The 12107-nt window shown below is 74.6% G+C and carries 9 protein-coding genes; 8 read left to right on the top strand and 1 reads right to left on the bottom strand.

All coding sequences use genetic code 11. The annotated features are described in order from the left end of the window. Both cydB and cydD read left to right on the top strand, forming a co-directional pair. On the top strand, positions 1–1131 hold the full coding sequence (gene cydB, locus VGN18_RS06205; RefSeq protein ID WP_327538785.1) for a cytochrome d ubiquinol oxidase subunit II: 1131 nt from the start codon (positions 1–3) through the stop codon (positions 1129–1131). Next, positions 1124–4609 (top strand): thiol reductant ABC exporter subunit CydD, encoded by a 3486-nt coding sequence (cydD, locus tag VGN18_RS06210; RefSeq protein ID WP_327538786.1) that lies wholly within the window; start codon positions 1124–1126, stop codon positions 4607–4609. Before cydB ends, cydD begins: the two co-directional genes overlap by 8 nt. On the opposite strand, the gene VGN18_RS06215 is transcribed toward cydD, so the two are convergent. Continuing rightward, the gene (locus tag VGN18_RS06215; RefSeq protein WP_327538787.1) at positions 4576–4932 is read right to left on the bottom strand and encodes a hypothetical protein; all 357 of its coding nucleotides are present in this window, start codon (positions 4930–4932) and stop codon (positions 4576–4578) included. The genes cydD and VGN18_RS06215 overlap by 34 nt on opposite strands. A gap of 233 nt (positions 4933–5165) precedes the next feature. Between VGN18_RS06215 and VGN18_RS06220 the strand changes: the two genes are divergently transcribed. The 6 genes from VGN18_RS06220 to VGN18_RS06245 all read left to right on the top strand — a co-directional run bounded on the left by VGN18_RS06220 (position 5166) and on the right by VGN18_RS06245 (position 12101). Then, the gene (locus VGN18_RS06220; RefSeq protein WP_327538788.1) at positions 5166–6104 is read left to right on the top strand and encodes an ABC transporter ATP-binding protein; all 939 of its coding nucleotides are present in this window, start codon (positions 5166–5168) and stop codon (positions 6102–6104) included. Continuing rightward, entirely contained in the window at positions 6094–7689 is a 1596-nt protein-coding gene (locus VGN18_RS06225; RefSeq protein ID WP_327538789.1) for an ABC transporter permease subunit, read from the top strand. The genes VGN18_RS06220 and VGN18_RS06225 overlap by 11 nt, the downstream gene beginning before the upstream one ends. Positions 7690–7796: 107 nt before the next feature. Further along, positions 7797–8786, top strand: a complete 990-nt coding sequence (locus VGN18_RS06230; protein ID WP_327538790.1) for an Acg family FMN-binding oxidoreductase — start codon at positions 7797–7799, stop codon at positions 8784–8786. Positions 8787–8820: 34 nt separating this feature from the next. After that, positions 8821–10539, top strand: a complete 1719-nt coding sequence (locus VGN18_RS06235; protein WP_327538791.1) for a GAF domain-containing sensor histidine kinase — start codon at positions 8821–8823, stop codon at positions 10537–10539. Further along, positions 10532–11191, top strand: a complete 660-nt coding sequence (locus VGN18_RS06240; protein ID WP_327538792.1) for a response regulator transcription factor — start codon at positions 10532–10534, stop codon at positions 11189–11191. Before VGN18_RS06235 ends, VGN18_RS06240 begins: the two co-directional genes overlap by 8 nt. Positions 11192–11264: 73 nt before the next feature. Beyond that, complete coding sequence (locus VGN18_RS06245) at positions 11265–12101, top strand: universal stress protein (RefSeq protein ID WP_327538793.1); 837 nt, start codon at positions 11265–11267, stop codon at positions 12099–12101. Positions 12102–12107: the final 6 nt, after the last annotated feature.

The raw sequence follows: 12107 nt of genomic DNA on the forward strand, positions 1-12107 counted from the left end.
ATGTTGACTGGATTCTGGTTCGGCGTGATCGCCGTCCTGTGGGCCGGCTTCTTCGTCCTCGAGGGCTTCGACTTCGGTGTCGGCATCCTGCTGCCGTTCCTCGGCAAGCGGGAGCAGGACCGCGAGCAGGCGCTGCGCTCGATCGGCCCGGTGTGGGACGGCAACGAGGTGTGGCTGCTCACCGCCGGCGGCGCTACGTTCGCCGCGTTCCCCGAGTGGTACGCGAGCATGTTCAGCGGCCTCTACCTCGCGCTCGCGCTGGTGCTCACCGGCCTGATCCTGCGCGGCATCGGCATCGAGTACCGCGGCAAGGCCGCGACGGCGCAGGGGCGCCGCTGGTGCGACGCCGCCGTGGTCGGCGGCTCGTTCGTGCCGGCGCTGCTGTTCGGCGTCGCGTTCGCGAACCTGATCCGCGGCGTCGAGATGAACAAGGCGCACGTGGTCACCGGCAGCTTCTTCGACCTGCTGTCGCCCTACGCCCTGCTCGGCGGGCTGACGACGCTGTCGCTGTTCCTGCTGCACGGGGCGTTGTTCGTCGCGCTGCGGGTCGAGGGCCCGGTCGGCGCGACGGCGAACCGGCTCGCCCGGCCGATCGCGGTCGCCGCCGTCGTGTGCGGCGCCGCCTTCCTGATCTGGACGACGCAGGTGCGCGGCGGCTGGGTCAGCTTCGTCGTCGCCGGCGTGATCGTGGTCGCCCTGCTCGCGGCCGTCCGGATGATGCTGGCCGGTCGTCCCGGTCTGGCCTTCGCGGCCAGCGCGGTGACGACAGCGCTCGTGCCGGTGTGGGCGTTCGCCTGCCTGTGGCCCGATGTCATGCCGGCCCGCAACAACTCGGCGTTCTCGCTGACCGTGCACCAGGCGAGTTCGAGCACGTACACCCTCGAGGTGATGACGGTGGTGGCGTTGCTGTTCACCCCGATCGTGCTCGCCTACCAGGCCTGGACGTACTGGGTGTTCCGCGCCCGCATCGGCGTGCCGGTGCACCCGCAGCCGGGTTCGGCGCACGTGGCCGACAAGGTGCGCCGCGCCGCCGAACAGCTCGTGCCGCCGCCGGCCGCGCCGAAGCACGCCGCGCCGTCCCAGCCGGTCGAGGCGCCGTCGCAGAGCGTGGGTCCGCAGAGCGGTGAGTAGGCCGCTCGATCCACGTCTGCTGAAGCACGTGCCGGCGGTGCGCCGCCTGGTCGTCACGCTCGGCACGGTGCAGGTCGTCGCCGCCGCCCTGACGGTCGCGCAGGCGGCGCTGCTCGCCGACGTCGTCGTCACCGTCTTCGGCGGGCACACCGGCGCCGGCGGGGTGCTCGGCCGGCTGGTCGCGCTCGTCGGGGTCGGCGTGGGGCGCGCCGCGACCGCGGCGCTGCAGGAGTTCCTCGCCGCCCGCGCCTCGGTGCGGGTGCGGGCCGACCTGCGTCGCACCACCCTCGAGGCGGTCGTGCACCTCGGCCCGCGCTGGGCCGCCCGCCAACCGGCCGGGCGGCTGGTCAACGCGACCGGCCCCGGACTCGATGCCCTCGACGGCTACGTGACCCGCGCGCTGCCCGCTCTCGTCGGGGCGTGCGTCGTGCCGCCGATCGTGCTCGCCACCATCACCTGGACGGACTGGACGAGCGGGCTCGCCCTGCTGGCGCTGATCCCGCTCGTGCCGCTGTTCATGGCGCTCATCGGGGTGACCACGAAGCGGCTCGTCGAGCGGCAGTACCGGGTGCTGAGCCGACTGTCGGGCCAGTTCCTCGACCTCGTCCGCGGGCTGACGACGCTGCGCGTGTACGGCCAGGCCGAGGCGCAGGAGCGCACGCTGCGCTCGGTCACCGAGGCGTACCGCACGCAGACGATGGCGTCGCTGCGCATCGCGTTCCTCTCCGGCCTGGCCCTCGACCTCATCGCCGCGCTGTCGGTGGCGGTCGTCGCCGTCGACATCGGCCTGCGCCTCGACAGCGGCAGCGCCGCCTTCGCCACCGCGCTGCTCGTGCTGCTGCTGGCGCCGGAACTGTTCGCCCCGCTGCGCGCGGTCGGCGCCCAGCACCACGCGAGCCAGGAGGGCGGCGCCGCGATCGCGGCCGCGCTGGACATCGTCGACGAGGCCGGCGACGAGGCGTCAGCGGCCCGCTCCCGTGCCGCCACCGAGCCGGTCCGGCCGTCCGGTCGCTTCGAGCTGCAGTTCGTCAGCGTCGTGTACGAGGGGCGGACCGAGCCGGCGCTCGCCGGCGTCGACCTGGCCGTCGAGCCGGGCCGGGTCGTGGCCCTCACCGGACCGAGCGGCGCCGGCAAGAGCACTGTCCTCGCGACCCTGCTGGGCACGGTCGCGCCGACCGGCGGGGCGGTGCTGGTCGGCACGGCTGCGGGCGACCTCGCGCTGCGCGACCTCGACCCGGACGCCTGGCGGGCCGGCGTGGCCTGGCTGCCGCAGCGCCCGCGCCCCAGCCGGCCGACGGTCGCCGACGAGATCCGCCTCGGCGACCCGACGGCCGACGCCGCAGTCGTCGCCGCGGCGTGCGCCGCCTGTCAGGCCCCCGCACCGGGCACCCGGCTCGGCGAGGACGGCACGTCGGTGTCGGCCGGCCAGCGCCGCCGCATCGCGCTCGCCCGGGCCCTGGTGCGGGCGTGGGCCGTGCGGGCCCGCGGCGGGCTACCGGTGGTGCTGCTCGACGAGCCGAGCGAGGACCTCGACCGGGCCACCGAGCAGGTCGTCGCCTCGGTCATCTCGTCCTTCGCCGGCTGGGCGACCGTCGTCGTCGCCACCCACAGCGAGCGGCTCGCCGCCGTGGCCGACCAGCGCGTGCGCATGGCCGGCGGCCGGGTCGTCGCGATCGAGGCCCAGGAGCCCGTCCCCGTCCCCGAATCCACCGCGCCCGAGGCGGTCGCGCCCGCCGAGGCGACGATCGTCTCGGTACCGGTCCGATCCGTCACGCCGTACCGGCTGCGCGACCTCGCCCGCGAGTCCGGTGCGGCCCGCCGCCTGATCCGCGCCGCCGCGCTGTCCGCCCTCGCCGCGCTCACCGGGCTCGGGCTCACCGCGTCGTCCATGTGGCTCATCAGCCGGGCGGCGCAGCACCCGAACGTGCAGGCACTCGCCGTGGCCGTCGTCGGGGTGCGCACCTTCGCGATCGGCCGGGCCGCCCTGCGCTACGTCGAGCGGCTCGTCACCCACGATGGTGCCCTGCAACTGCTGACCAACCTGCGGGTGCGGGTGTTCGCCGCCCTGCGCCCGCTGTCACCCACCGTCCTCGGTGGCTACGGCCGCGGCGACCTGCTGCGCCGCTTCGTCGGTGACGTCGACGGGGCCCAGGAAGGCCTCGTGCGCGCGGTGGTGCCGATGTTCGGTGCGCTCGCCTGCTCGCTCGGCGCAGTGACGCTGGCCGCCGCCCTCGAGCCCGCGGCGGGCGTCGTGCTCGCCGCCGGACTCGTCGTCGGTGGTGCTGTCGTGCCCCTGGCCGCGTTCCGCGGGGCCGGCTCGGCGACCGCGCTCGTGGCCGCCGCCGGGCGGCGCGACCGGCACAGCAGCGCGCTCGTCGATGCGCTCGACGAGGTGCACGCCTACGGCGCGGCCGGCCGCGGCATCGCCGAGATCGCCGCGGCCGACGGCGAGGTCGCGCGGCACGCGCGGCGGCCCGCCCTCGTCGCCGCGGGGGGAGTGCTCGGCAGTGGCGCCACCGCGGCCGTCACGCTGTCGCTCGTGCTCGCGGCCGCTGCCCGGGCCGTGGTCGAGGGCCGGCTGTCCGGCGTCGAGGTCGGGGTCCTCGCGGTCTGCGTGCTCACCGCCTTCGAGGCCGTCGCGACGCTGCCGTCGGCCCTCGTGGCCTGGAGCCGGTGCCGGGCCGGGCTGCGCCGCGTGGCCGAGGTGACCGCCGAGGGTGCGGGCGTGCCCGAACCGGCCACCCCTGCCACCGTGCCGCCGGGCCCGCTCGGGCTGACGGCTGCCGACCTCGAACTCGCCCCCGCCCCCGGTGCCCCGCCGGTGCTCCGGCACGCCGCGCTCGACCTGCGGCCGGGCACCCGGCTCGCGGTGATGGGTCCGAGCGGCTGCGGCAAGAGCACGCTGCTGGCCGCGGCGCTGCGTCTGCTGCCGGTCTCGGACGGCTCGCTCGCGCTCACCGGCGCGGGCGTCGCGGCCGAGCTCGGCGACCTGCCCGCGGCCGCCGTGCCGCCGGTCGTCGCCGGCTCGCTGCAGGGTGATCACGTCTTCGACGCGACCCTGCGCGACAACCTGCGGGTGGTCAAGCCCGAGGCGTCCGACGAGGATCTCGACGCGCTGGCCGAGCGGGTCGGGCTGGGGGAGCTGATCGTCTCGCTGCCCGACGGCTGGTCGACCCCGGCCGGCCCGGACGGCGCCACCCTGTCCGGCGGTCAGCGCCAGCGGCTGCTGCTCGCCCGCGCGCTGCTCGCCGATCCCGAGGTGCTGGTGCTCGACGAGCCGACCGCGCACCTCGACCCCGAGACCGAGCGGCGGGTGCTCGACGACGTCCTCGACGCCACGTCGGGGCGCACGGTGCTGATGACGACGCACCGCCGCCTCGACGACGACCGCGTCGACGCGACGGTGCAGCTGGCTGACGGGGCGTTGCGGCCCGGGAGGGACGCCTACTTGCGCGTCGGACGGAGGGTTCGCACCTGACGGGTGAGCTCGACGAGGCGCAGCCGCTTCGACTCGAGGGCCTGGCCCTCGGTCCGCCACGCCTGCCGGGCGGAGCGCTGCCAGCGGTGCGGGCGGCGGGACTGCCAGTCGAGACGGCAGAACTCCCACGCGGCGTCCTCGCTCGCGAGGACGGCGGTGGTGGGGTGGTCCAGGATGTCGACCAGGCGGATGTACCAGCCGCTCGACTCGAGCAGCAGCCAGCCCTCGCGCGACGACGCGGCGGGCCGGGCGCGCCGGCTGCCGAAGCGGCGCCGCGGAGGTTCGGGGACGCGCTGGTCCTGGCTTGTCGTCTCCTCGGCCACCGGACGTCTCCCTCACTTCTGCTCGCCCGTCCAGTCTCATTGGCGGCTTTGCCCCGCACACGGTTCGAACGCCCCGACTGTCCGGGACTTGTGGACCGTCGCCGACAGGGTCCCGGGCCCCGCTGGACAGGAAGGCCCGGACCGAACGACCCTGATCATCGGCCGCACACCGCGGTCTGCTGGCCCGGACGCCGGAACCGCCCGTGCCGGCCGACGATCCGGAGGTGGTCCCGGTGTCCTTGGACCCGACCCCACCCGTCGCCCGGGCCGTCGGCCTGGCCAAGCGCTTCGGGACGGTCGACGCGCTCGTCGATCTCGATCTCGACGTGGTCGAGGGCGAGGTGCTCGGGTGCCTGGGCCCGAACGGCGCGGGCAAGACGACGTTCCTGCGCCTGCTGCTCGGCCTGCTGCGGCCGACGGCCGGCCACGTCGAGGTGTTCGGCCTCGACGCGCAACGCGACGCCGCCCGCATCCACCGGCGGGTCAGTTACGTGCCGGGGGAGACGAGCTTCTGGCCGGCGCTGTCCGGACGGCAGACCCTGCACCTGCTCGGCCGGCTGCACGGCACGGTCGACGAGCGGTACCGCGACGAGCTGATCGAGATGTTCGACCTCGACCCCGGGAAGCGGGTGCGCGCCTACTCGAAGGGCAACCGGCAGAAGCTCGCGCTGGTGTCCGCGCTCATGACCCGGGCCGACCTGCTGGTGCTCGACGAGCCGACGAGCGGGCTCGACCCGCTGATGGAGCAGACCTTCCGCACCTGCATCCGCACCGCGCGCGAGCGGGGCCAGACGGTGCTGCTGTCGTCGCACATCCTGGGCGAGGTCGAGGCGCTGTGCGACCGCGTCGCGATCCTGCGGGCCGGGCGCCTGGTCGATCTCGGCTCGCTCGGCGAGTTGCGCCACCTCGACGCCCTGCAGGTCGAGGTGTCCTTCGTGGGGATGCCGCCCGACCTCGGCGCCGTGCCGTTCGTCGAGCACCTACGGGTCGACGGAGCGAACGTCAGCTGCCAGGTGCGCGGCCCGGTGGAGCCGCTGCTGGAGGTGCTGGCGGCGCACCACGTCACCCGCCTCATCAGCCGCGAGCCGTCGCTGGAAGAGCTGTTCCTCGCGCACTACGGGGCGGCCGACGACCGCGCGGCGTCGATGCCGGCGGGCCGCGATGCCGGCTGAGACGGTCCTGCTGCGCCATCTCGGCCGACGGGCCGTCCGCAGCGCCGTGCCCTGGGGCGTCGCGTTCGGGCTGGTGGTGCTGAGCAGCGGCGTGTCCTACCTGTCGGCGTACCCGCACGTCGCCGACCGTCAGGCGCTGCAGCTGTCGCTCGGCGGCAACGTCGGGCTCGCCGCGATCTTCGGTCCGGTGCGCTCGCTGGCCGACGTCGGTGGCTTCACCGCGTGGCGCGCCCTCGGCCTGCTCACCATCGTCGGCGGCATCTGGGGCGTGCTCGCCGGCGCCCGGTTGATGCGCGGCGAGGAGGAGGCCGGGCGGTGGGAGGTGCTGCTCGCCTCGGCCACCACGCGACGACGGGCCGCCGCGGCCGGGGTCGCCGCCGGCGGGCTCGCGCTCGTCGCGCTCGGGCTCGCCACGCTGGCCGGTGCCCTGCTGGGCGTACCGGCCACCGGGCTGCGGGTCGGCTCGTGCGTCTTCCTGGCGGCCACCCTCGTGGCCCCGGCCGCGGTCTTCCTCGCCATCACGCTGCTGCTCGCCCAGTTCGTCCCCACACGCCGCGTGGCCGCGCAGTACGGCGCCCTCGCGTTCGGGGTCGCATACGTCGTGCGGCTCGTCGCGCTCGCCACCGGACGCGATTGGCTCGCCCGCTTCACGCCGCTGGGTTGGGTCGACGCCGCCCGGCCGATGACCGGCAGCCACCTCGCGCCGCTGCTGGCCGCCTACGCCCTGGCGATCGCCGCAGGCGTGGCCGCCGCCGGGGTGGCCGGGCGCCGTGACCTCGGCGCGGCCGCGTGGGCGCGGTCGGACCGCGCGACCGGCGCGACCCGCCTGCTCGGTGGCCCGGGCCGCTTCGCCGCGCGCCAGGCCCTGCCGCAGATCCTCGGCTGGGTGGTGGGCATCGCAGCGTTCACCGCGGTGTTCGGCCTGGTGTCCGGCTCGGTCGCCGACGCCACCCTGCGCTCGCACGCGATGAACGGCCTGCTCGACCGGCTCGGCGCGCCGGGCGCCGGGACGCGGGCCTTCCTCGGCCTCGGCATGCTCACCATGAGCTCGGCGATCGCGCTGGCCGCCGCGGCCTGGGTGAGCGGGATCCGCGAGGCCGAGAGCGCGGGCCTCGTCGACGTCGTGCTCGTCCAGCCGGTGTCGCGCCGACGCTGGCTCGCCGGCCGGGTCGCGGTCGCCGCCGCCGGGCTCGTCGCCCTCGGCCTGGCCACCGGGGTCGCGCTCATCGCCTCGGTCACGAGCGACGCGCGCGTGGCGGTCGCCGACCTGGTCGCCGCCGGGCTCAACGCGGTGCCGATCGCGCTCGTCGTCATCGGGGGCGGGGTGCTGACCCTCGGCGTGCTGCCCCGCGCGACCGCTGCGGTGGCCTACGGCCTCGTGGCCTTCTCCTTCCTCGACGAGATGATCGGTGCGATGGTCGACGCGCCGTCCTGGGTGCTCGACCTGTCGCTGCTGCACCACCTGGCCCTGGCGCCCGACGTCGCGCCCGACTGGTCGACCAACGCCGTGCTGGTCGCCATCGGCCTCGCCGCCGCTCTCGCCGGGGGCCTGGCGTTCACCCGGCGCGACCTCGTCACCGCGTAAAGCCCGTGTGACCGGCGACCCTCCACTGCTGGGCCGTAAGGCCCTACGGGGTGTCCCGCAGAAGCCGCACTCTGGGGTCTGCGGGGGCCTCTAGAACGGAAGACACCATGACTTCACTACTGTCCGGTCGGCAGACGATCCTGCTCCGGCGCGCAGCAGTGCGGGCGACAGCGGCCCCGTCCGTCCACAACACCCAGCCCTGGCGGCTGCACCTGAAGAGCGGCGAACTGAGCATCTTCGCCGACCCGACACGGCAGCTGAAGGTCCTGGACCCCACGTCGCGGCAGCTGGTGATCAGCTGCGGCTGCGCCCTGTTCAACGCGCGGGTGTCGCTGGCCGGCGACGGCCTGGCGTCCGACGTCGTCCGCTACCCGGACAGCGCGCGCCCCGAGCTGCTCGCCCGCCTGCGCCCCGTCGCCGACCGGCAGCCCGACCCGGCGCTCGCGGCGCTGGACTCGGTCCTGGAGCTGCGGCAGACGAACCGCCGCCAGTTCGCCGACGACGCCGTACCGGCGTCGCTGCTGGAGGTCCTCGAGGACGCCGCCCAGCAGGAGGCGAGCTCGCTGTTCGTGGTCCGCGACGAGCAGCAGCGGCTCACGGTGGCCCAGCTCAGCCAGCACGCCGATTCGATCGAGAACCTCAACCCGGCCTACCGCGCCGAGCTCCGGGCCTGGACCACCGACGACCCGGGCCGGCTCGACGGCGTGCCGGGGCTAGCGGTCCCGCACGTCGACGGCGGCTCCGAGGACGAGGTGCCGATCCGCGACTTCGACACCCGTGGCACCGGTGGTCTGCCGGTGCGCACCCACTCCTCGCGCCAGCAGACCCTGCTGATCCTGTGCACCGACGGCGACAGCCCGGCCGACTGGCTGCGCGCGGGCGAGGCCCTCGAGCGGATCCTGCTCGAGATCACCCGGCACGGTTACGCCGCCAGCCCGCTCACCCAGGTCACCGAGGTGCCCTCCGCCCGCGCCCGGCTACGCCAGGAGCTCGGAATGGGCGGATACCCGCACATCCTGCTGCGAGTCGGGCGGGCACCGATGACGCCGGGGTCACGCCGCCGGCGACTCGTCGATGTTCTCGTCGAAGAGGTCTGACCGCTTCTGGCTCGAAACGCCTACAGTTTCGGCCATGGAGGGCGAGGCCGGATCATCTCTACGATTCCCCGACGTCCCGAAGCTCGAACTCGACGATCTGATCGACCAACTCGTCGATCGGGCCCGGGGCGTGCAGCGGGCCCAGGGGCGCCTGCGCGCGCTGCTGCGCGCCATCGAGACGGTCACCGGCGATCTGTCCCTCGAGGTCGTGCTGCGCAACGTCGTCGAGTCGGCCTGCGAGCTGTCCGGGGCCCGCTACGGCGCGCTCGGGGTCATCGCCCATGACGGCGGGCTGGATCAGTTCATCCACGTCGGCATGGACGACGGAGCGGTCGCGGAGATCGGCGGCCTGCCGCAGGGCAAGGGGCTGCTCGGAGCGCTCATCAGCGATCCGCGCCCGATCCGGCTCAAGCACATGGTCGACGACGAGCGCTCGACCGGGTTCCCGCCGCACCACCCGCCGATGGACTCCTTCCTCGGCGTCCCGATCCACGTCCGCGACGAGGTGTTCGGCAACCTGTACCTGACCGACAGCGAGAAGGGCGAGTTCACCGCCGAGGACGAGGAGCTGGTCATCGCCCTGGCGCTCGCCGCCGGCACGGCGATCAGCAACGCCCGCCTCTACCAGGAGTCACGCCTGCAGCAGCGCTGGCTGACCGCCTCGGTCGAGATCGGCAGCCAGCTGCTCGCCGCGGCCGGCGAGGATCCGCTGCGCATGATCGCGCGGCGCGCCATCGACATCGCCGACGCCGACGTCGTCAGCGTGGGGTTGCTGACCCCGGACGGCGAGTCGCTGCTCATCGAGGTGGCCTACGGCGTCAACGCGCAGGATCTCGTCGGCCAGCGCTTCCGGCTCACCGAGACCCTCGCGGGCCGCGCGGTCGAGGAGCGGCGCGGCCTGGTGCTGCGGGCCGGCGACGACGTCGACCGCCACTCCCACGCCTCGAGCGTCCTCGACGCCGGCCCGCTGATGGTGCTGCCGCTGCAGAGCGAGGACACCGTGCGCGGCGTGCTCAGCCTGGTGCGCGAGCGGGGACGCCCCCCGTTCAGCGCCAGCGACCTCGCGATGGCGGCCGGCTTCGCCAGCCACGCCAGCGTCGCCCTCGAGCTCGCCGACTCCCGCGCCGCCGAGCAGAAGGTCGTCCTGCTCGAGGACCGCGAGCGCATCGCGCGCGACCTGCACGACCACGTGATCCAGGAGCTTTTCGCGATCGGGCTCAGCCTGGAGAGCGCGGCCGCCCTGCTCGGCTCCGACGCCGCGGCGGCGGCCCAGCGCATCCAGCAGCGCGTCGAGGACATCGACCGCACGATCCGTCGCATCCGCACCAGCATCTTCGCGCTGCGCGGCCCGCTCGATCTCGTCGCCGGCGGCCTGCGCCAACGCATCCTGGAGGTCGCCACCGATCTCACCCCCGCGCTCGGCTACCCGCCGCACGTCTCGTTCTCGGGGCTGCTCGACATCGGGGTGTCCGCCGACCTCGTCGACGATGTCGTCGCCACCGTCCGCGAGGCCGTCACCAACATCGCCAAGCACGCCCACGCGAGCAGCGCGACCATCGACGTGTCGGCGACCGCGACCCAACTGACCGTGACGGTCACCGACGACGGCGTCGGTCTGGGCGACGTCACCCGCTGTAGCGGCACCGGCAACCTCCGCGCCAGGGCGGAGCAGCGACAGGGGTCGTTCGAGATTGGGCCCGGGGCGACCCGCGGCACCATCGTGAAATGGAAGGTACCGATCAGTCATGACTGATGCACCCGAGTCCGATCGCACGATCCGCATCTTCCTGCTCGACGACCACGAGGTCGTGCGACGGGGGATCGCCGAGCTGCTCGGCACCGTCCCCGACTTCGAGATCGTCGGTGAGGCCGGCACGGCCGAGCAGGCCCTCAGCCGGGTGATGGCCTCCAAGCCCGACGTCGCCGTGCTCGACGCGCGGCTGCCCGACGGCAGCGGCATCGATGTCTGCCGCGAGATCCGCTCGGCGCTGCCGGCGACGTACTGCCTGATCCTCACCTCCTACGACGACCAGGACGCCGTGCTGTCGTCCGTGCTCGCCGGTGCCTCCGGCTACGTGCTCAAGGAGGTGCGCACCTCCGGCCTCGTCGACGCGATCCGCCAGGTGGCGCTCGGCCGCTCACTGATCGACCCGTCGGTCATCGCGCAGGTGATGGAGCGGGTGCGCGAGGGCACGCCGTCCGATACCCGGCTCGCCGCCCTGACCCACCGCGAGCGCGAGGTGCTCGACCTCATCGCCGACGGCCTGACGAACCGCCAGATCGGCGAGAAGATGTTCCTGGCCGAGAAGACGGTCAAGAACTACGTGTCGAGCCTGCTGGGCAAGCTCGGCATGGAACGCCGCACGCAGGCCGCTGTGTTCGGGGCCGAGGTCCGCCGCGACTGACGCCCCACGACCCGCGCGACCCGGGCACTTCTGCCCTACGGCCGCGGGCCGCGCGGCGGCATCGTCTCCGGGTATGACCTCCGCAACCGTCACGGTCGGCGTCGACACCACTCCCGGCTCGCTGGACGCCGTCGCCTGGGCGATCGGCGAGTGCCGGGCGCGCTCGGCCGATCTCGTCCTGATGCACGCTCCCGACCGCGCCGATCTCGCGCTCACGCCGGAGGCAACGACGTCGGACGATCCGCTGCACGACGTGGCCCAGGCCGTGCTCGACGTGCACCGCTCGGTCGCCGAGCAGGTGGCCGGCGACGTGCCGATCTCCTCGGTCGTGTCGGACCTCTCGGCCGCCCAGGCGCTCATCGAGGCGAGCCGCACCGCGAGCCTGGTCGTGCTCGGTTCGCGCGGCCCGGTCGGTTTCGGGGAGTCGGCCCTCGGGTCGGTGGCGCACCGGGTGGCGGTCCACGTCCACTGCCCGGTCGTCGTCGTGCCGCACGCCAGCATCGCGACCTCGACCGTGCCGTCGCGCCGCATCGTGGTCGGCGTGGCCGACACCGTGGCCGGGCGCAAGGCCCTCGCCTTCGCCGCCGACCGGGCCGCCCGCGAGGGCGCGACGCTGGTGCTGGTGCGCTCGACGCTGACGTCGAGCCAGGCCGAAGGCTCCGACGCCGGCCCATTGCTGGACGCCGCCCGGGCCGAGGTCGACCGCACCCATCCCGAGGTGGCCGTCGAGACCGTCGCGGCGGCGACCGATCCGGTGGCGGCGGTGCTCGCGCAGGCCGCCCGCGCCGATCTCGTGGTGCTCGGCTGCCACCACTCCGAGGACCGGTGGAACTCGCGGCTCGGGGCGGTGCCGGTCGGCGTCCTGGCGCGGGTCAGCCGTCCGGTCGTGTTGGTCGGACAGCAGCACTGACACCGG

This window comes from Jatrophihabitans sp. (genome assembly GCF_036000465.1).
Classification (GTDB): domain Bacteria; phylum Actinomycetota; class Actinomycetes; order Mycobacteriales; family Jatrophihabitantaceae; genus Jatrophihabitans.